The organism is Leifsonia sp. NPDC058194 (assembly GCF_042883605.1).
Lineage (GTDB): Bacteria > Actinomycetota > Actinomycetes > Actinomycetales > Microbacteriaceae > Leifsonia.
Genome location: NZ_JBHVVL010000003.1, coordinates 291292 through 309459 on the forward strand (window position 1 = coordinate 291292; position 18168 = coordinate 309459).

20 protein-coding genes are annotated in these 18168 nt (G+C 71.3%); 10 read left to right on the forward strand and 10 right to left on the reverse strand.

All coding sequences use genetic code 11. The features are described from left to right. Positions 1 to 19: 19 nt before the first annotated feature. Genes ACFVU2_RS13585 through ACFVU2_RS13595 form a run of 3 tightly spaced genes read left to right on the forward strand, consistent with a single transcriptional unit; the run spans position 20 to position 2776 of the window. Positions 20 to 940: a LysR family transcriptional regulator gene (locus ACFVU2_RS13585; protein ID WP_387875138.1), complete on the forward strand. Its 921-nt coding sequence runs from the start codon at positions 20 to 22 to the stop codon at positions 938 to 940. Beyond that, the gene (locus tag ACFVU2_RS13590) at positions 933 to 1838 is read left to right on the forward strand and encodes a serine hydrolase (protein ID WP_387875141.1); all 906 of its coding nucleotides are present in this window, start codon (positions 933 to 935) and stop codon (positions 1836 to 1838) included. The genes ACFVU2_RS13585 and ACFVU2_RS13590 overlap by 8 nt, the downstream gene beginning before the upstream one ends. A 56-nt stretch (positions 1839 to 1894) precedes the next feature. Then, positions 1895 to 2776: a LysM peptidoglycan-binding domain-containing protein gene (locus ACFVU2_RS13595; RefSeq protein WP_387875144.1), complete on the forward strand. Its 882-nt coding sequence runs from the start codon at positions 1895 to 1897 to the stop codon at positions 2774 to 2776. A gap of 38 nt (positions 2777 to 2814) precedes the next feature. Here ACFVU2_RS13595 and ACFVU2_RS13600 read toward each other — a convergent pair whose 3' ends face one another. Continuing rightward, on the reverse strand, positions 2815 to 3198 hold the full coding sequence (locus ACFVU2_RS13600; protein ID WP_387875146.1) for a riboflavin kinase: 384 nt from the start codon (positions 3196 to 3198) through the stop codon (positions 2815 to 2817). Between the two features lie 5 nt (positions 3199 to 3203). Beyond that, positions 3204 to 3707: a flavin reductase family protein gene (locus ACFVU2_RS13605; RefSeq protein WP_387875149.1), complete on the reverse strand. Its 504-nt coding sequence runs from the start codon at positions 3705 to 3707 to the stop codon at positions 3204 to 3206. Positions 3708 to 3845: 138 nt separating this feature from the next. Here ACFVU2_RS13605 and ACFVU2_RS13610 point away from each other — a divergent pair, with 138 nt between their 5' ends. Continuing rightward, the gene (locus ACFVU2_RS13610) at positions 3846 to 4424 is read left to right on the forward strand and encodes a PadR family transcriptional regulator (RefSeq protein ID WP_387875151.1); all 579 of its coding nucleotides are present in this window, start codon (positions 3846 to 3848) and stop codon (positions 4422 to 4424) included. A 28-nt stretch (positions 4425 to 4452) separates the two neighbouring features. Here ACFVU2_RS13610 and ACFVU2_RS13615 read toward each other — a convergent pair whose 3' ends face one another. The 6 genes from ACFVU2_RS13615 to ACFVU2_RS13640 form a co-directional block, all read right to left on the reverse strand. Further along, on the reverse strand, positions 4453 to 5334 hold the full coding sequence (locus ACFVU2_RS13615) for a ribokinase (RefSeq protein ID WP_387875768.1): 882 nt from the start codon (positions 5332 to 5334) through the stop codon (positions 4453 to 4455). Positions 5335 to 5339: 5 nt separating this feature from the next. Next, a complete protein-coding gene (locus ACFVU2_RS13620; protein WP_387875154.1) occupies positions 5340 to 6704 on the reverse strand; it encodes an NtaA/DmoA family FMN-dependent monooxygenase in 1365 nt (454 codons plus the stop codon). A gap of 46 nt (positions 6705 to 6750) precedes the next feature. Next, positions 6751 to 7596 carry an ABC transporter permease gene (locus ACFVU2_RS13625; RefSeq protein ID WP_387875157.1) on the reverse strand — a complete coding sequence of 282 codons (846 nt, stop codon included), beginning with the start codon at positions 7594 to 7596 and terminating at the stop codon, positions 6751 to 6753. Continuing rightward, complete coding sequence (locus tag ACFVU2_RS13630; RefSeq protein WP_387875159.1) at positions 7589 to 8374, reverse strand: ABC transporter ATP-binding protein; 786 nt, start codon at positions 8372 to 8374, stop codon at positions 7589 to 7591. Before ACFVU2_RS13630 ends, ACFVU2_RS13625 begins: the two co-directional genes overlap by 8 nt. After that, positions 8371 to 9480, reverse strand: coding sequence for an ABC transporter substrate-binding protein (locus tag ACFVU2_RS13635; protein ID WP_387875162.1), 1110 nt, complete (start codon positions 9478 to 9480; stop codon positions 8371 to 8373). Before ACFVU2_RS13635 ends, ACFVU2_RS13630 begins: the two co-directional genes overlap by 4 nt. Before the next feature lie 205 nt (positions 9481 to 9685). After that, a complete protein-coding gene (locus tag ACFVU2_RS13640; protein ID WP_387875165.1) occupies positions 9686 to 10276 on the reverse strand; it encodes a TetR family transcriptional regulator in 591 nt (196 codons plus the stop codon). A gap of 64 nt (positions 10277 to 10340) precedes the next feature. On the opposite strand from ACFVU2_RS13640, the gene ACFVU2_RS13645 reads away from it, so the two are divergent. The 3 genes from ACFVU2_RS13645 (at position 10341) to ACFVU2_RS13655 (ending at position 12486) form a co-directional block, all read left to right on the forward strand. Further along, complete coding sequence (locus ACFVU2_RS13645) at positions 10341 to 11771, forward strand: MFS transporter (RefSeq protein ID WP_387875167.1); 1431 nt, start codon at positions 10341 to 10343, stop codon at positions 11769 to 11771. A gap of 189 nt (positions 11772 to 11960) precedes the next feature. Next, positions 11961 to 12083, forward strand: coding sequence for a hypothetical protein (locus tag ACFVU2_RS13650; RefSeq protein WP_387875170.1), 123 nt, complete (start codon positions 11961 to 11963; stop codon positions 12081 to 12083). A 46-nt stretch (positions 12084 to 12129) separates the two neighbouring features. Beyond that, positions 12130 to 12486, forward strand: coding sequence for a hypothetical protein (locus ACFVU2_RS13655; RefSeq protein ID WP_387875173.1), 357 nt, complete (start codon positions 12130 to 12132; stop codon positions 12484 to 12486). A 30-nt stretch (positions 12487 to 12516) separates the two neighbouring features. On the opposite strand, the gene ACFVU2_RS13660 is transcribed toward ACFVU2_RS13655, so the two are convergent. After that, positions 12517 to 13905: an APC family permease gene (locus ACFVU2_RS13660; RefSeq protein ID WP_387875175.1), complete on the reverse strand. Its 1389-nt coding sequence runs from the start codon at positions 13903 to 13905 to the stop codon at positions 12517 to 12519. An 88-nt stretch (positions 13906 to 13993) separates the two neighbouring features. After that, on the reverse strand, positions 13994 to 15682 hold the full coding sequence (locus tag ACFVU2_RS13665) for an amidohydrolase (protein WP_387875177.1): 1689 nt from the start codon (positions 15680 to 15682) through the stop codon (positions 13994 to 13996). Between the two features lie 94 nt (positions 15683 to 15776). On the opposite strand from ACFVU2_RS13665, the gene ACFVU2_RS13670 reads away from it, so the two are divergent. From ACFVU2_RS13670 to ACFVU2_RS13680, 3 genes are all read left to right on the forward strand, one after another. Continuing rightward, positions 15777 to 16379 (forward strand): TetR/AcrR family transcriptional regulator, encoded by a 603-nt coding sequence (locus ACFVU2_RS13670; RefSeq protein WP_387875179.1) that lies wholly within the window; start codon positions 15777 to 15779, stop codon positions 16377 to 16379. A gap of 126 nt (positions 16380 to 16505) precedes the next feature. Next, positions 16506 to 16886 (forward strand): YciI family protein, encoded by a 381-nt coding sequence (locus tag ACFVU2_RS13675; protein WP_387875182.1) that lies wholly within the window; start codon positions 16506 to 16508, stop codon positions 16884 to 16886. Continuing rightward, positions 16883 to 18163 carry an RNA polymerase sigma factor gene (locus tag ACFVU2_RS13680; RefSeq protein ID WP_387875184.1) on the forward strand — a complete coding sequence of 427 codons (1281 nt, stop codon included), beginning with the start codon at positions 16883 to 16885 and terminating at the stop codon, positions 18161 to 18163. The genes ACFVU2_RS13675 and ACFVU2_RS13680 overlap by 4 nt, the downstream gene beginning before the upstream one ends. Positions 18164 to 18168 lie beyond the last annotated feature (5 nt).

An 18168-nucleotide genomic window follows, 5' to 3' on the forward strand; every position in this document is an offset into this window, starting at 1 on the left:
ATGCGTCTAGGGTGGAGGGATGGATCTGATCGCCGCGTGCCGCGTCCTGGTCGAGGTCGGCGACCGTGGCAGCGTGACGCGCGCCGCGATCGCGCTCGAGGTGGCGCAGTCCGTCGCGAGCCGCCGCGTCCTCGCCCTGGAGAAGCACCTCGGCGGTCCCCTGCTGGAGCGCACCGCGCGCAGCGCCGTGCTCACACCGTTCGCGCGGGACCTGCTGCCGTCGGCGCGACGGCTCATCCGGCTGGCGGACGAAATGGAGGTCGATGCCGCCCACGCGCGTCTGCGACCCGTGACGATCGCCGTGCCGCCCGGGTGCTCCACACGGGAGCTCGCTGTCGTGGATGCCGCCGGCCGGGTCGCCGGGCTTCGTCTCGAGTTCCGCGCCGAGCCGCCTGCGCGACGCGCGGATCTCGTCGCGACCCGTTCCGTGCGCCTGTCGGTCGCGAGCGTCCCCTCCGAAGAGGCCGCCTGGATCGCCCCGCTCGGCGCTGCCGGCCGCCGCGCATCCGGTGTCGCACTGCGCCTCGACGACCTCCGGGCCGCGCGGGTCGGCCGCTCGCGCGACGACGACGCCGGCACTCGTCTCCGGATCGGGCCCGAGGACGACGTGCCCCACATCCGCGACGCGCTGACGCGTTCCGCGTTCGCGGTCGGGCTCCTGCCCGGCCAGCTCCCTGTCGATTCCACCGTCACCTCCTCCCTGGCCTCGGTGCTCGCCGATGGCGACCTGCTGCTCTGCACCGGTGCCGAGGCGCGCGAGCTCGGCTTGCACTGGCGGCCGTTCACGGGGCTGCGCCTCGCGCGCGGATTCACTCTCGTCGGCGAGAGTGAGAGCGACGTCGCGGCCGTCGCGGCGGCCGTGACCGACGAACTCGCCGCCGCCCTCGGGGCGGTCCCGGCGAGCACCACGGCCACGCAGACGGAGCAGCCGGATGCATGACGCTCGGTTCCTCGACTCCGTGCGGGGCGACCTCGAGCAGGCGGGGCTCCGGGCCTCCATCGTGGTCCGCGACCTCGACACCGGCCGCGGGATCGACCTCGACGGCGACCTGGCGACCCCGACCGCGTCGCTCGCCAAGATCCCGATCGCGCTCTCGGTGCTGCTCCGGACCGCCGACGGCCGCCTCGACGGCTCCTCGGCCGTGGCCGTACCCGCCGGCGATCCCGAGAGCGGCCTCCCTGGGACCACCCGCTTCCGGCACCCGTCGGTCGTCGCCATCGACGATCTCGTCTCCCTCGCCCTCACCATCAGCGACAACGGAGCCGCGGACGCCCTCCTTGGGCTCGTGCCCCCTGCCACGGTGTCCGCCGACCTCGATGCGCTCGGGATCCACGGCATCGCGGTGCGGCATCCCTTCGCCGATCTCTCCGACACCCCGCTCGAGCGCTTCCCGGCCGGCGAAGCGCACCTCGCGCACACCCTCGCCATCCGCGGCAGCACGCCGGCGCACGGCCACCCGATCCGGCAGCTGGACACCGCTCGCACCAACGCCGGGACGGCGCGCGCCTTCACCGACCTCCTGGAAGCGATCTGGCGGGAGCGGGGCGTCCCACCCGAGGTGGCCGCCCGGCTCCGCGGCCATCTCGGCGCCAGTCTCATCCGTCACCGCCTCTCCCCCGACATCGTCGCCGACGACACCGTCTGGGCCTCGAAGACGGGGACGCTGCTGAACCTCCGCCACGAGGCCGGAGTCGCCGAGCACGCCGACGGGAGGCGCTTCGCCATCGTCGCCTTGAGCACGTCGAGTGTCCCGGCATCGGCTCAGCCCGCCGCCGAAGCGGCCCTCGGCGCGGCCACCAGGAAGATGCACGAGCGGGTGCGCGACGACGTGGGGTGATCGTCTAGGATTCACGAAGACGAGACCGCGGGGTGGCGCTCGTGGGCAGGGGGAAGATGGTGGCCAGGGGTATCGTGCGCCGATCGGTCGCGGGTGTCGGGATCGCGATGGCGGTGCTTCTCGTGCTGTCCGGGTGCGCCCTCTTCGCCGGAAAACCCCATCCCACCCCGTCGCACACGCGCAGCGCGACGCCCACACCGACGCCGACACCGACGGGCGATGCATCGCGCTCCGGAGTGGGCTCCTCCGCCGCGCCGACGCCGGTCGTCCCGCCGACGCTGAGCCCGGTCGCCGCCGGAACCGTCGTGGCCGAGGGCGATGTCGCCTCCCCCAAGGGCAGCATCCACTACCACTACCGGGTCGTCTCGAACGGCGACAACACCTATTCGGCCCAGTACTCGGGCTTCACCTCCTCCGTTCCGGTTCCGGTGTCGGTCACCTTCCTCGACACCCCGCCGTCGGTCGGCGACGGCCTGACCTATCACGGTGTCGGCGACTTCCAGCTCGGCGGCCCCACCACTGCCGCTGCCGCCGCGTCTTCCAGCCGCCTGGGCAGCGTCGGACAGCCGTCGTACCTCGTGGCCCTGGTGACGTACTCCTCGGCCCCGTCGTTCGACGGGGTGCCGCAGGAGCTCGGCCCAGACAAGGTCCTCGCCGTCAACACGGTCCGCTGGTCGGTGCCGGTGCGGCAGTCGAACGTCCACCCCGCCGACAGCGGCGCGATCCCCGGAGCGAGCGGGACGGTGACGGCCACCACCTCCTCGGGAGCACCCAAGACCTACCTGGTGTCGCCCGGCGACGCACCGGCGGGCGTGGCTCAGCGCTTCGGCATCTCGGTGCAGGATCTGTTCTGGCTCAATCCGGACCAGCCGTCCACAGGCTCGCAGCAGTACGTCTTCGAGGGCACCGAGCTGAACCTCGACCCGGACAGCCTCTAAGCGCACGCGGAGAGCCGCGGGAGGGCCGCCGGACGGGGTCAGGCGACCAGGAGGCGCGAGAGGATGGCGCGCGAGCGCCGCACGTCCTCCGCGCTCTTGCGGGTGAGCTCCCCCACCCCCGCGAGTCGCACGTTCTCCCGCAGCAGGCGGACGATCTCCACCGCGACCTGGCGGCCGTAGAGATCCGCGCCGAAGTCGTGGATGTGGACCTCGACCCGCCGCTCCTCCACATCGTCGAAGGTCGGGTTGGCGCCGATGCTGACCGTCCCTCCGCGCGGCGCGTCCTCCCCGTCGAGCGTCACCCAGCAGACGTAGACGCCGTCGGCCGGCGGTTCACCCGCGACGACGGCGAGGTTCGCCGTCGGGAAGCCGAGCAGACGGCCCCGCCGATCCCCCGCCGCGACGACGCCGCGGAACGACACGGAGGTCAGGACGCCGTCCCGATCCGGTGGAAGGCGCTCTGGTGGAACACCAGGGGCGCGACGTCGGGGAACACCTCTGCGGCGTGGACCTCCAGCAGCACGATCTCGTGGTCGCCGCCGTCGAAGGTCGCGCTGACACCGCATTCCAGCCAGAGCGCGGCGCCGTCGATGAGCACGGCGCCCTCGGCGGTGGGGTGCCATTCGGCGTCTTCGAACCGGTCGCCGGTGCGCGACGAGAGCCGGCGGCAGAGGGCGCCGTGGTCGGCGCCGAGCACACTCAGCCCGAGGCGCGTGCTCTCGGCGAGCACCGGCCAGGTGGAGGAGGTGCGCGCGACGCTCACGGCGACGAGCGCGGGCTCCAGCGAGATGGAGGTGAACGAGTTGACGGCCATGCCGGCCGGGCTGCCGTCGCGCAGGGCGGCGACGGCGACGACCCCGGTCGGGTACGCGGCGAAGGCGCGGCGCAGCGCCAGCTGCGGGGAGTCGCTGAGGGCGGTGTCGTTGCTCATGTGGGTCGGCCTTCCTGGGTCATCGCGTCCGCATCGTTGCGACGACGCGATTAGTCAAGTTTGTCTATGTGTCTGAATACTATGCAGATTTGATCATGCAAACAACCCTGAGATACCGGATGGCACTAGGATCGAGCCATGTCGTCCACCACCCGACTCGTCGTGCTCGGAGCCGTCCATCAGTTCCAGCCCGTGCACGGCTACTTCCTCCGCCGCGAACTGATGACCTGGCACGTCGACGAGTGGGCCAACATCCAGCCCGGCTCGATCTACAACGCCCTCCGGTCGCTGGAGAAGGACGGCTACGTCGCCGAGGACACCACCGAGGTCGAGGGCAAGCGCCCGGCGCGCACCACCTTCACCATCACCCCGGAGGGCGAGGTGGAGTTCCTGCGCCTGTTCCGCTCCGCGCTGTGGGAGGTGGAGGTGTTCGACACCAAGCCGGTCATGTCCATCCCCTCGTTCATGCACGTCCTCAGCCGCCGCGAGGTGGTCGAGGCACTGGAGCACCGGATCAGCAAGATCGACGCGATCGTGCTGAGCAACGCGTACAACATCGAGGACACGGCCAAGTCGTCGACGACGCCGGACTACGTGCGCGAGATCTTCGAGCTCTCCAGCATCCGGTTGCGCGCCGAGCAGCAGTGGGCCCGCGATCTGCGCGAGCGGCTCCTCGCCGGCGAATACGTCTTCGCCGACGAGAAGACCGCCTCCTGACGCCACGGCGCAGCCCGGTTCCGGCGGCTCAGCCCGCCGCCACCAGCAGGCGGTCGATCGCCGCAGGCGTGAGCGCTTCGGTCTGAGCGCCCACCGCCGTGGCGGTGACCGCGCCCGCGGCGGACGCCCGCAGCAGGGCGCTGAGCGCATCCGCTCCCCCGGCCAGCGCCGCGGCGAGGGCGCCGCAGAAGGCGTCGCCCGCACCGGTCGTGTCGACGGCGTCGACGTCGAAGGCGCGCACCGAGAGGTCGTCGCCACCCGGGGTGAGCCAGCGGGCTCCGCGCGACCCCAGGGTCACGACCAGCGCGTCCGGACCCGCGCGCAGCAGGGCGTCGACGCCGCCGAGGGCGTCGGCCTCCGTCTCGTTCACGACCAGCAGATCCGTCACCGCGAGAAGGGACGGGGTCACGCCGTCCGCCGGCGCGGCGTTCAGGATGGTGCGCGCCCCGGCCCGGCGACCGGCGGCCAGTGCGGCCTCGGCCGTCCGCGGGTCGATCTCGAGCTGGGTGAGCACGACGCTCGCGCCCGGGACGGCCGCTGCCGCCGCCTCCGGCGTCAGCTCGGCGTTCGCCCCCGGCGCGACGATGATGCTGTTCTCCGAGTCGGCCAGCATGGCGATGTAGGCCGACCCCGTCGGCGCCCCGGGCGAGACATGCAGATCGACGTCGAGCCCGGCACGCAGCATCGTGAGCCGCAGCTCCGCTCCGGCCGGGTCGTCTCCGACCTGGGCGCAGAACCGCGTCGGCGCTCCGCTCCGAGCCGCGGCGACGGCCTGGTTGAAGCCCTTGCCGCCCGGGAGCGAGCCGAGCGGCTGCCCGAGCAGGGTCTCCCCCACCTCGGGCAGCCGTTCGAGGCGCACCAGCGTGTCGAGGTTGACGCTCCCGACGACGCAGACGAGACCGGCGGTCATCGCGGTCAAGCGACCGCCGCGGCGGCACCCGCACGCGCCGATGCGCCGGGGTGGTCGGCCGGGAGGGTCGACTCGTCCTGACCGAGCAGGCGCTCGCGCAGCGTAGTCGCCGAGTAGCCGGTCGGGGCGACGCCGCGCTCGCGCAGGATCGGCAGCACGAGCTCCACGAAGTCGCGCGTCGAGCCCGGCTGCACCTGCGGCGTGAGCAGGAAGCCGTCGAGGTCTGCTCCCTCGGCCAGCGCGCAGAGGTGGTCGGCGACCTCCTCGGCACTGCCGACGAACGGGATCACCCCCACGCCGTGCGCATGCCAGTCCTTCAGCACGTCGCCGACGGTCTGGCCGGCGAAGCGCGCGATCTGGGTCTGCGACAGCTCGGTGCTCAGGTCGGTCATCGGGGTGTCCGGTGCGTACGACGAGAGGTCGAGGCCGGTGAACCACGCGTACGAGGCGACGGCGACGTCCGGGCTCTGGGAGGAGAGGATGGCGTCGTACTTCGCCTGCGCCTCCTCGCGCGTCGGTGCGACGACGCAGGCGAACGCGGACATCAGCTTCACGGCGTCCGGCCGGCGGCCGGCGGCCACCGCCTCGGCGCGGATCGAGCGGACGTGCTCCGCCAGCTTCTCGACGCTGCCGCCGCCGAGGAAGATCGCCTCGCCGTGCTTGCCGCCGAACGCCTTGCCCGCGGGCGAGCTGCCGGCCTGGAACAGCACGGGCGTGCCCTGCGGCGAGTACGACGTGTTGCCGTAGCCGCGCGAACGGAAGTACGGGCCGTCGTGCTCGATGCGGTGCACCTTGTCGGGGTCGGCGTAGCGGCCGAGCTTGTCGCGTTCGAGCGCGTCCGGCTCCCAGGCGCCCTCGAACAGCTTGTAGACGAGCTCCATGAAGTCGTCGGCCATCCGGTAGCGCTCGTCGTGGGCGACCATCGGCACACCGAACGCCTCGACGGCGGTCTCGGCGGTGCCGGTGGTGACCACGTTCCAGCCGATGCGGCCGCCCGACAGGTGGTCGAGGGTCGCCATCCGGCGGGCGAAGGCGTACGGCTGCTCGAGCAGCGTCGAGCCCGTGATCACCAGGCCGAGTCGCTCGGTGGTCGGGATGAGCGCGGCGGCGACGATCGCCGGGTCGAGGCGCGGCAGGTCGAGCCCCTCGACCGAGCAGATGTCGGGCCGCTCGCCGTTGACGTCGGCCCAGCCCCAGGCGTCGGCGAGGAAGAGGAAGTCGAAGTGCGCGTCTTCGCAGATCCTCGCGATCTCCTGCCAGTAGGCGAGCGTGTCGAAGAGGTGCCTCTTGTTCTCGGGGTACCGCCACGTGGCGGTGCCGGAGTCGTTGGCCTGGGCGTTCTCGAACAGCCCGAAGCGCAGTTGTCTCATGATCCTCAGCTTCCTGATTCGGTGGATGTGGTCGGTGGGGGCGCGGTCAGCGGGCGACGATGTCGCCGTCGCTCCACCACAGCACCCGCTTGCGCACGATCGCGAGCAGCGAGACGAGCACGACGCCCATCAGGCAGAGCAGCGCGATGCTGGCCCAGGTGACCGGCAGGTTCGCCTGCGCGGCGGAGACGGTGACGAGCGAGCCGAGGCCGGCCTGTTGGCCGGCGGCGACGAACTCGGCGACCGCGGCGCCGACGATGGCGAGCGGGAGGGCGATGCGGAGGCCGGCGAAGAAGTACGGCATGCTGCCCGGCAGGCGCAGGTGCCGGAAGATCTCCCAGCGGCTGGCGTGCAGCGTCTTCATCACGTCGAGCGCCCGGCCGTCGACGTCGCGCAGCCCTGCGAGGGAGTTGACGAGCATCGGGAAGAACACGACGAGTCCGGTCACGATGTACTTGGGCATCATCCCGAACCCGAAGGCGACGACGAGAGCGGGGGCGATGGCGACGATCGGCGTGACCATCACCACGACCACGAGCGGCATGACCGCGCGCTCGACGAGCTGGAACTCGGCCATCACGACGGCGAGCAGGAAGCCGCCGAGGATGCCCGCGGCCGCGCCGATGACGACCTCCTGCGCCGTCACCAGCAGGTTCGAGAAGTACATCCCCGCGTCGCTCACCAGGCTGGCGCCGATGGCGTCGAGCGTGGGGATGACGTACGGGTTGCTGATCGCGACCAGCTGCCACAGCACCGCGGCGACGGCGAACGCGATCAGCGGCGGGAGCCACGTCGTGAGGCGCAGGCGTTTGGCGAGCCCGGGTCCGGCCGCGGGAGCGGGGGCTGAGGCGGCGGCGATGCGCGCCGTCGCCATGGTCTGGGTCTCAGACATGGGTCTCCTCCATCACGCTGTGCAGGGTGTCGCGCACGCGGCCCTCGAGATCGCGGAACGCATCCGTCGCGTACGCCTCGACCGAGCGCGGGCGGGGCAGGTCGACGTCGATCACCTCGGCGATGCGGCCGGGGTGGGCTGCCATCACCACGATCCGGTCCGAGAGCATGATCGCCTCCGGCACCGAGTGGGTGACGAACAGCACCGACTTGCGGTTGGACTGCCAGAACTCGAGCAGGCCGAGGCGCTGCTGGTCGCGGTTCATCTCGTCGAGCGCCGAGAACGGCTCGTCCATGAGGAGCACGCCCGGGTCGAAGACGAAGGCGCGGGCGATGGCAGCGCGCTGCTGCATGCCGCCCGACAGCTGCGACGGGTACTTGTGCAGCGCCTGGCCGAGGCCGAACGAGTTGAGCAGCTCCTCCGGGTCGCGCAGCGAGCGGCCGGCGTTGGCCTTCGCGTTGATCTTCATGGGCAGGCGCACGTTGTCGAGCACCGTCTTCCACGGCAGCAGGGCCGGCGACTGCGGGACGAGCCCGATCAGCTTGTCGCGGGTCGCCGTCCTGACGCTCTCCCCGTCGATCGAGACCGAGCCGGAGTCGGCCGGGATGAGCCCGGCGACGACCTTGAGCAGGGTGGACTTGCCGCATCCGCTCGGCCCGATGACCGAGACGAACTCGCCGCGGCCGATCGTCAGGCTGACGTCGTCGAGGACCGTGGTCCGGCGCCCCTCGGGCCCGAAGGCCTTCGTGACGCCGGAGATGGTGACGCCGCCGGTCACTTGCCCGGCCAGACGAGGGTGCCGTCCTTGTAGAGGCCGGCGACGAGCTCGGGGTCCATCATCGTGCCGATGGCGGGCAGCTGCTTCACGTCGCCGTACTTCTTGACGAGCGCGTACTCGGGCTTCCACTCCGCTTCGGTCTGCACGCCGGGGGCGCCCGCCGTGGAGTTCTCGACCCACGACGACTCGACCGCCCAGGTGCGGGCCTGCTGGTCGGCGGGGAACGCCGAGCCTTGGTTGTTGTCGGCTGCGAGCTTCGAGATCATGTCGACGCACTTGTCTTTGTTCGCGAGGCAGTACTCGACCGCCTTGAGGTCGGCGCGCATGAAGTCCGCGACGACCTCGCGGTTCTTCTTCAGGAAGCCGGTGTTGGCCTCCATGACGTTGTAGGTGCCCTTCACTCCGTAGTCCTCCGGGAGGAATTCGGTGAACGGCAGCCCCGCCGCGCGCAGCTTCTCGGGCTGATTGGACGCGTAGCCGACGATCGCGTCGACCTGGCCGCGGGTGACGACCGTCGGGTCGTAGTTGGTCATCTTGACCAGCTCGACCTTGGAGACGTCGACGCCCGCGTCGTCCAGCATCGCGGAGGCGATGGGCGTCAGGTTGATGAAGTAGCCGAGCTTCTTGCCCTCGAGGTCCTTGAGTGACTTCACGCTCTCGTTCGCGAAGATCGAGAACGGCGAGGTGGTGCCGTAGGTGGCGACCGCGGTCAGGTTCTTGCTGTTCGCGGCGGCGAGCATCACGTCGGAGGCGGAGCCGAGCGCGGTGAACTGCGCCTGCCCGCTCGCGACGAGCTGCTGGCCGTTCGCCCCGGAGGCGTTGATCTCGACGTCGAGGCAGAGGGCCTTGAAGTAGCCGAGCTCCTTGGCGAGGAACACGTCCATCTGGCCGGCGCTGGCCGAGTAGCCGTAGCCGGAGATGTAGGAGATCGGTCCGGCCGCGCGGTTGCGGTCGCAGGACGCCTTGTCGATGAGCACGCCGGCGTCGTCGGTGGACGCGGGGCTGCCCGTGTTCGCGGCGCAGCCGGAGAGGGCGAGGAGCACGGCGGCGAGGCCGGCGACACCGGCGGCCAGACGCCGCGTGCTCGAGTGAAGGTGTGTGGTCACGGGAACGGGATTCCTTCCTTGCCGGGTCCGTCGTTGGATGGCTAGGTCAAAGTAACATAGTCAAGATTGACTGAACAAGGTTGTCGAGGAATCGTTACAAAGGGGTGGGCGGTCTTTTTTCCGGCGCGACGAATGACGCCCGCGGGCGGCGGCAAGCGACGGGGCGAATGGAGGAGCGGAGGCGCAGAGGCGCGGAGGCGCGGCCTCAGCCGATCGCGACGTCCCCGACGGCGGCGACCAGCGCGAACGCCCGGTCGAGCTGATCACCCAGGTCGCTGCGGTCGTCGGCCGACCACAGGCCCCAGGCGAGGTCGGTGGCGGCCATCGCGGTGACCGCCACCGCGCGGGCGTCGAGCGGGTCGGCGATCATCGCCTCCAGAGCGGCGGCGAGAGCCTGGGACTCCTCGGCCCGGTCGGCCGCGAGCCGCGACTTGAGGGCCGGCTCCTGGCGGATCATGGCGATGCGCGAGCGCACGCGGTCCGGTTCGGCGCGCGCCGCGACGACGGTCGATTCCAGAGCGGCCCGCACGACGGACAGCGCGTTCGTCCCCGTCGGGATGTCGAGTTCGGCGATGGAGGCCGTCAGCGAGTGGCGCCCGAGGCGCGCCGCGGTCACGACGGCATCCTCCTTCGACGCGAAGTAGCGGAAGAACGTGGCGCGCGAGATCCCGATGCCGCGGGCGATGTCCTCGACGGTGACGGAGCTGAAGCCGTGATCGGCGCAGAAGTCCGACGCCGCATTGGCCATCTCCGCGCGCAGGATCTCGCGGCTCCGCTCGCGGACGTCGTTGTTCATGTCAGCGAGTCTAGTCATGATACGGTAGCTCGTCGCTGCGACTCCGTCTCACGAGAGGACCCCTGTGGAATCCACCGCCCCGCACAGACCGTTCGGGCTCATCATCGCCGTGCTCGCATTCGCCGGCCTCGGCGCGTCGTTCATGCAGACGATCCTGATCCCGATCCAGCCCGAACTGCCGAGACTCCTCTCGGCGTCGAGCGACGACACCCCCTGGGTCATCACCGCCACCCTCGTGGCGGCCGCGGTCTGCACCCCGATCGCCGGCCGGCTGGGCGACATGTACGGCAAGCGGCGGATCGCGATGGCGCTCCTGCTGCTGCAGGCGTGCGGCGCGATCCTCGCCGCCCTGTCCGAGACGCTGGTCCCGATGATCATCGCGCGCGTGCTGCAGGGAATGGCCGCCGGCGTCATCCCGCTCGGCATCTCCATCCTCCGCGACGTGCTGCCCGCCAAGCGACTCGGCTCGGCGATCGCCCTGGTCAGTGCGACCCTGGGCGTGGGAGGCGCGCTCGGCCTGCCGCTCAGCGCGTTCGTCGCCGCGAACTTCGACTGGCACGCGCTCTTCTGGCTCGCCGCGGGCATCGCCATCGCCTGCTTCGTGCTGTACGCCGTCGTCGTCCCCGCGAGCACCCTCCGCTCCCCCGGCCGCCTCGACGTCGTCGGCATCATCGGCCTGGCCCTCGGCCTCGTCGGCACGCTCATCGCCATCTCCCGCGGCGGCGAATGGGGCTGGGGTGACGGCCGCACCCTCGGCTTCCTGATCGGCGGCGTGGTCATCCTGCTGGTGTGGGGCGTCTACGAGCTGCGGGTGAAGGATCCCCTGGTCGACCTGCGGGTGTCCGCACGCGGCGCCGTGCTCCTGACCAACCTCGCGTCGGTCGCGATGGGCTTCGCGCTCTTCGCCTCCAACGTCGTCTTCCCGCAGCTGCTCGAGCTCCCGACCGCGACCGGGATCGGCCTCGGCCTCTCCCTCGTCGTGGCGGCGATGGTCCTCGCCCCCTCGGGCCTCGCCATGATGGCGATGTCCCCGGTCGCCGGGCGTCTGGAGCGGATCCGCGGGCCCAAGCCGCTGCTCGTGGCAGGCGCCGCGGTGATCGCCGTCAGCTACGGCGCCGCTCTGCTGTTCCATGCGGAGTTCTGGCAGATCCTGATCGTGAACATCCTGCTCGGCATCGGCGTCGGCCTCGGCTACGCGGCGATGCCCGCGCTCATCATGCGCGCCGTCCCGGCGAGCGAGACGGGTGCCGCCAACGGCCTCAACGCCCTCATGCGCTCGCTCGGCACCTCGGTCGCCGCGGCCGTGGTCGGCGCGATCCTGGCGCAGTCGGTGACCACGGTGCACGGCGTGGTCGGGCCGAGCGAGTCCGGCTTCATGATCACGCTCGCTCTCGGGCTCGGCGCGGCCGTGCTGTGTGTGATCCTCGCCGCGTTCATCCCCCACCCGAAGAAGGGCGCCGAGACGGCGATCCCGGAGGGCGTGCTCGGCGACTGAGCACCGAGTGGGCAGACGACTGCGCCCCCGCGGTACGAGTGCGCCCCGTCGCGGGAGCGCAGTCGTACCGCGGTGACGCAGTCGCCGTCTACAGCCCCGAGGTCACCCGCTCGCCCGCCCGCAACCCCCTGCCGCCGGAGCGCCCGGCGGCGTACGGTCGCAACGCAACCGACACGAAGGAGCGCGCGCATGGACCACGAGAAGGACGCACGGCCCGACCCGGACGATCTGCCCGACGGTTCCGGCAGCGAGGGCGAGCCGCGCGAAGAGGGCGAGGACACGGCGTCGGGCGGTGGAGCCGATGACCGATGAACCGAGGCCCGGCGACCCGGCTGTCGACGATCAGGCAGGCTGACGCGTGCTGAGCCGTCTCGCCGCCGAGTTCGCGGCCGAGATCCGGGCCCACGACTGGTCGGACGCCCCGTACCGCACCGACCAGGCGGGGCATCGACGGCTGGACGACGACGACGCGCAGCGCTCGGACCAGGTGCTCTCCGACGAGGAGACCGGGCGCGTCAAGACGAATGTCGCCTGGGTGGTGGGCCAGGTGCTGCTACACGCCGACCCGAACTTCGATCTGCGTGAGTTCGCGCACGCCTGCGACCTGCCCCGCGCCCTCCGATACGGCCCGAGCGGGCGGCCGAACGACGCCGTGCTGGAAGGCACCCGGCGCGACGCCGACGGTGAGGTGGAGGCGCCCGGCGAGGTGGAGTAGGGCGAGGTGGAGTAGCCGGGCGCCGGTCCGCTACAGGTCGGTAGGCCCGTGCAGCGGCGGCGGGCTCACCCGGAAGAACCGGGTGCGCCACAGCAGGTACGCCAGCCCGATCGCCACCCAGATACCTCCGACGATCATCGCGCTCGGCTCGAGGCTGAAGAAGAGGGCGACGTTGATCGCCACGCCCAGCCCCGGGAGCACGAGGTAGCCGAGCGCGACCCGCCAGCCGCGCTCCTTCACGAACCGGATGTAGGTGAAGATCACCGCCAGGTTCACGAAGATGAAGGCGACGAACGCGCCGAAGTTGATGAGGGAGGCCGCCCGCCCCAGGTCGAGGAACACCGCCGAGCATGCGAGCGCCGCGATGAGCAGGACGTTCGCCGCGGGCACCCCCGCGCGGTTCAGCGAGCCGAAGAATCGCTTGGGCAGCGCGCCGTCCCTCCCCATCGCGTAGAGCAGTCGGGCGGCGCTCATCTGCTGGGTGATGCCGCAGCCGAGCACGGCGACCATGTAGCCGCCGATGAAGACGGCCTGGAATGCCGCTCCTCCGATGTACTTCGCGATCTCGGGCGAGGCCCCGACGATGTTGCCGACCGTCGCGACGTCGGGGAAGAGCACCTGCATCGTGTAGGTGACGCCGACGAAGAACACGCCGGCGACGGCGACGATGATCAGGATGGCGCGCGGGATGTCGCGGCGCGGCTTCTCCGCCTCCTCGGCGAGCGTGCTGACCGCGTCGAACCCCAGGAACGACAGCGCGAGGATGGCCGCCCCGGCGCCGATGGCGGGCACGTCGAGGCCGGGCGAGAAGAAGGGGGTCATCGAGAACGACGCCCCGTTCGCGCCGTCCACGATGTTCTTGATCGTCAGGCCGACGAACGCGACGGCCACGACGACCTGGATGACGACGAGGATCACGTTCACCTTCGCCGCGATCTGGACGCCGATCAGGTTCATCACCGTGCAGATCACGATGGTCGACAGGATCCACACCCACGACGGCACGGCCGGGAACGCCGCCGACATGTAGATCGCCGACAGCAGTGCGTTGATCATCGGCAGCAGCAGGTAGTCGAGCGTGGCCGCCCAGCCGACCAGGAACCCGAGGTGCGGGTTGATCGCCTCCCGCGTGTACGTGTACGCCGAGCCGGCCATCGGGAAGACCTTGACCATCCGGGAGTAGCTGAGCGCCGTGATCAGCACGGCGACGAGCACGACGAGGTAGGCGAGGGGCACGTGCCCGTGCGTGACGTCGGCGACGATCCCGAACGTGTCGAAGACCGCGAGCGGCGCCATGTAGGCGAGGCCGAGGAAGACGATGTGCCGCAGCTTCAGCGTGCGGCGGAGGCCGGGAGCGCCGGGCGCGTGCGGCGCCTCCGCGGTCCGGGACGGGGCGATGGCCGGGTCGAGCTGGGACATGGGGGTTTCCTTCGCGACGGTGGGAGGGAGGTTCGGGTGGAGGGAGGTTCGGGTGGAGGGATGTTCTGGTGGAGGGTGTGCCGTGCGATCAGTGCGCCGGCGTGCTCTCGGCATGGGCGGAGCAGTGCGCGAGCCCGCCGTAGGTGGTGGGCGTGGCCGGGGCGGTGGAGGCGTCGTGGACGATCTCGCCGCCGACGATGGTCAGTTCGGCCCGCTGGTCGAGCAGGCCGGCCGGGTCCGCCTCGTGGGCGTAGAGGTCGTCCGACCAGGCGACGAGGTCGGCCGTCGCCCCGACGCGGATCACCCCGAGGTCGCCGTCGGAGTGCCAGGCCCAGGCCCCCTCGCCGGTGTAGCCGCGCAGGGCGTCGTCGAGCGTCGTGCGCTCGCCCGGCGTCCACGCGGCGCGGCCGTCGAGGCCGGCGCGGGTGAGGGCGGAGTAGAAGCCGACGAGCGGGTCCATCTCCCCCACCTGCCAGTCGCTCGACAGGGCGACGTGCGCTCCGGAGGCCATGAGCGAGCGGATGCGCCAGGCGCGGTCCCAGCGCTGCTCGCCGACGTTCTCCATCCACGTGCCCGCGACGAGGTCGGGAGAGCAGTGCCGGGGCTGCATCGCCGCGGTGATGCCGAGGGCGGCGAAGCGGGGCAGGTCGTCGGGGTGCAGGCACTCGACGTGCACGATGCCGTGGCGGCGGTCGACGGTGCCGTTGGTGCGGGCGGCGTGCTCGATCGCATCCAGCGCCAGCCGGATGCCGCCGTCGCCGGTCGCGTGCGTGTGGGTCTGGAAACCGAGGCGGTCGAGCTCGGTGACGATGCGGGTGAGCTCTCCGACCGCGGCGCTCGGGTGGCCGCGGTGGCCGGGCTGGTCGGCGTAGTCGTCGAGCATCCACGCCGTGTGCGGTTCGATCACGTCGTCCGCGTAGAGCTTGACGGGGCCGAACCGGAGGCGGTCGTCCTGCGGGGCGGAGTCGACCGCGTCGCGCAGGTCGCGGCGGAAGGCGGCGTCGGCATCGATCGGGTGGAACAGCGCGGTGATCACGCGGGAGCTGAGCCTCCCCTCCGCCTGCGCCCGGTACATCAGGTCGATCTCGGCGAGCGGCACCTGCGGTTCCACCACGGTGGTGATGCCGCTGGCGGTCGCGAGCTCGAGACTGCCGACGAGCTTGCGGTAGCGGCGCTCGGGCGAGTACATCGGGATGTCGCGCTGCAGTCCCGCGAGCCCCGCGGTGGTCATAGCGCTGGTGTAGAAGTCGGTGACCCAGCCGGTCGGGCTGCCGTCGGCGCGGCGTTCGGGCCTCCCCCACGGGATGTCGCCGCCGTCGGCGATGCCGAGCACGCGCATCGCCTTCTCGTCGAGCCAGACCGAGTGCTGGTCGTAGGTGGTGACGAAGATCGGGCGGTCGGTGAGACCGGCGAGGTCGTCGGCGTTCGGGCGGCGGCCGCTGACGATGGAGTAGACGGCGTTCTCGGCGCAGATCCAGTCGAGATCCGGGCGGCGCTCGGCGAGCTCGCGGATGCGACGGCGCACCTCCTCGAGGGTGTCGGCGCCCTCCAGGCTGACCGCGTCCTGGTCGAAGCCGAGCAGCAGGTGGTTGTGGCTGTCGATGACGCCGGGTGTAAGGGAGGCGCCGCCGAGGTCGCGGGTCTCGCGGGCGGCGGGCGCATCGTCGAGGGTGCCGACGTAGCTGATGCGACCGTCGGTGATCCCGACGGCCTGCGCCCAGGGCCGGGCGTCGTCGAACGTGCGGACGGACGCGTTGGTGAGGAGCAGGTCGGTCACGGGAAATCCCTCTCGGCGATGAACTGGATCATTCTTTGACACTCGCGTCAAAGAATTCCGAAAGCGTCTCACGCCGATCGGCTAGTGTCAACTGATGGCCCGCCCCCGCAAGCAGGATGAACGCCGCGCCGACCTCGTCGAGGCGGCGCTCACGGCCGTCGGCGAGCACGGCCTCCGCTCGCTGTCGCTGGCCGATGTGGCCGAGAAGGCCGGGCTCACCCGCGGGGCGATCCTCTACTACTACGAAGACCTCGACGCCTTGCTCGTGGAGGCGCACCGGGCCGGCCTGGAGCGGTTCTGCGACCACCGGGATGCGGTCGTCGCCGAGATCGCTTCGCCGCAGCTGCAGTTGGCGGCGGCGATCCGGGAGGGGCTGCCGAGCGGCCCGGATGATGCGCTGATGCGGCTGCTCTACGAGTTCGACGTGCTGGCCGGCACGTCGCAGCTGCACGACGAACTGGTCGAGCGGATGTACCTGCGGCAGCTGGCCACGTACACCGGCATCCTGGAACGCGGAGTCGCCGCCGGGGTGTTCGCGCCGCGGCTGGAGGTGCCGACCCTCGCAATGAACCTGGTGGCGCTGGAGGATGCCTACGGCCTCCACATCGTCGCGGGGAACAGCCTGATCACGGTGGAGTCGGCGCGAGCCGCGATGGTCGCGGCGGCGGAAGGGCTGGGGGCGCCGACGCGGGTGTGAGCAGCTGATCCGCGCAGAAGTGTCGATTCCGGCAGAAGTGTCGATTCCGGCAGAAGTGTCGATTCCGGCCTGGCCCGATCGTCATCCCAGTGTCATCATCGAACGATCCGGAAGGACACTCTCACCATGCGCTACACGATCCTGATGCACTACCCCGAGATGGCCGCCAGCGGCGAACTCGACGAGGCCGCACTCGCCGAGGGCATGGCCGCTTTCGCGAAGTACGCGCGAGACCTGCACGCCGCCGGTGTGCTCCGCTCGGCCGAGGTGCTGCAGCCGTCGTCCGCGACGACCACGCTCCGCGTGACCGAGGCGGGCCCGCAGATCCAGGACGGCCCGTTCGCCGACACCAAGGAGCAGCTCGGCGGCACCGTCGTCATCGACGTCCCCGACCTGGATGCCGCCCTCGCGTGGGCGAAGCAGGCGCCGTCCGTCACGTGGGGCCCGGTCGAGGTGCGCCCGACCGCGACGTACGTCGTCGACGGCGAGTGGGTCTCCGCGCCATGACGGCCGCGGATGCGCGGGCGGTCGCGGAACGCACCGCTCGCGCATCCTACGGCCGGCTGGTCGCGATCCTCGCGGCTCCGACCCGCGACCTCGCGCTCGCCGAGGACGCCCTGGCCGACGCCTTCGAACAGGCGCTCACCACCTGGCCGCGCCGCGGCATCCCCGACAACCCCGAAGGCTGGCTCCTCACCGTCGCCCGCAACCGCCAGCGCGACGTGTTCAAGTCGGCCGCCCGCCGCACATCCGCACCACTGGAGGAAGGAGACGGCGTGATCGACATCGATGCGGCCTTCCCCGACCTCGACGCCCTCCCGGACAAGCGGCTCGAACTGCTGTTCGTGTGCGCGCATCCGGCGATCGACGTGAGCATCCGCACGCCGCTCATGCTGCAGACCGTGCTCGGACTGGAGGCTGCCCAGATCGCGCAGGCTTTCGCCGTCCCGCCATCCGCAATGGCCCAGCGGCTTGTGAGGGCGAAGCGCCGCATCCGGGATGCGGGGATCCCGTTCACCGTCCCGTCGCGCGACCAGATGGCCGACCGGCTGCCTGCTGTGTTGGAGGCGATCTACGGCGCCTTCGCGATCGACTGGGACAGTACGAGCGAGACGTCGCTCGCCGGTGAGGCGCTGTACCTGGCGGTAACGCTGGCCGCGCTGCTCGGCGATGAACCCGAGGCGTTTGGGCTCGCGGCGCTGATCGCGCTGTCGTCGTCGCGCGCGGCCGCCCGCGAGGTCGACGGGGTGTTCGTGCCGCTCGACGCGCAGGATCCTGCCCTCTGGGATGCGGGCCTCATCGCGGAGGGCGAGGCGTATCTGACGCGGGCGCACGAGCTGGCTTCCGCGTCACCGTCGGCGGGGCGCCGCTTCCAGCTCGAAGCCGCGATCCAGTCGGCGCACGTTGCTCGCTTCTTCGGCACGGAGACCGACTGGCCGGCGGTCCGGGCGCTGACGGCGGCGCTGGTGGAGGTCTCCCCCACCCTCGGTGCGCGCGTCTCGCTCGCCGCGGTGACCGCGCGACTCGACGGGGCGGCGGCGGGCCTCGCCGCCCTCGACGGCATCCCCGACACGTTCGACCCGGCGCGGCGGCTTTGGGTGGCGCTGGAGGAGGAGGCGGGCGAAAGCGGTTCAGGAGATGCAGTTGGGCTCTCCCCCGACCCGGCAGCGCGCGTCACGCAGATCTCGTGGAGGCCATGCGCGCTGCCTTCAACGAGCGTGGCCTCCGCTGACTGTCGCTCGCTATTTGGCCAAGCGGGTCGCCCTCACGGCGCACGATCCTGAAGTTG

Bases quoted from the DNA above. Each gene is read 5' to 3' on its own strand.
- ACFVU2_RS13585 (WP_387875138.1), top strand. From the start codon at position 20: ATGGATCTGATCGCCGCGTGCCGCGTCCTGGTCGAGGTCGGCGACCGT.
- ACFVU2_RS13590 (WP_387875141.1), top strand. From the start codon at position 933: ATGCATGACGCTCGGTTCCTCGACTCCGTGCGGGGCGACCTCGAGCAG.
- ACFVU2_RS13595 (WP_387875144.1), top strand. From the start codon at position 1,895: ATGGTGGCCAGGGGTATCGTGCGCCGATCGGTCGCGGGTGTCGGGATC.
- ACFVU2_RS13605 (WP_387875149.1), bottom strand. From the start codon at position 3,707: ATGAGCAACGACACCGCCCTCAGCGACTCCCCGCAGCTGGCGCTGCGC.
- ACFVU2_RS13610 (WP_387875151.1), top strand. From the start codon at position 3,846: ATGTCGTCCACCACCCGACTCGTCGTGCTCGGAGCCGTCCATCAGTTC.
- ACFVU2_RS13615 (WP_387875768.1), bottom strand. From the start codon at position 5,334: ATGACCGCCGGTCTCGTCTGCGTCGTCGGGAGCGTCAACCTCGACACG.
- ACFVU2_RS13620 (WP_387875154.1), bottom strand. From the start codon at position 6,704: ATGAGACAACTGCGCTTCGGGCTGTTCGAGAACGCCCAGGCCAACGAC.
- ACFVU2_RS13625 (WP_387875157.1), bottom strand. From the start codon at position 7,596: ATGTCTGAGACCCAGACCATGGCGACGGCGCGCATCGCCGCCGCCTCA.
- ACFVU2_RS13640 (WP_387875165.1), bottom strand. From the start codon at position 10,276: ATGAACAACGACGTCCGCGAGCGGAGCCGCGAGATCCTGCGCGCGGAG.
- ACFVU2_RS13650 (WP_387875170.1), top strand. From the start codon at position 11,961: ATGGACCACGAGAAGGACGCACGGCCCGACCCGGACGATCTGCCCGAC.
- ACFVU2_RS13660 (WP_387875175.1), bottom strand. From the start codon at position 13,905: ATGTCCCAGCTCGACCCGGCCATCGCCCCGTCCCGGACCGCGGAGGCG.
- ACFVU2_RS13670 (WP_387875179.1), top strand. From the start codon at position 15,777: ATGGCCCGCCCCCGCAAGCAGGATGAACGCCGCGCCGACCTCGTCGAG.
- ACFVU2_RS13675 (WP_387875182.1), top strand. From the start codon at position 16,506: ATGCGCTACACGATCCTGATGCACTACCCCGAGATGGCCGCCAGCGGC.
- ACFVU2_RS13680 (WP_387875184.1), top strand. From the start codon at position 16,883: ATGACGGCCGCGGATGCGCGGGCGGTCGCGGAACGCACCGCTCGCGCA.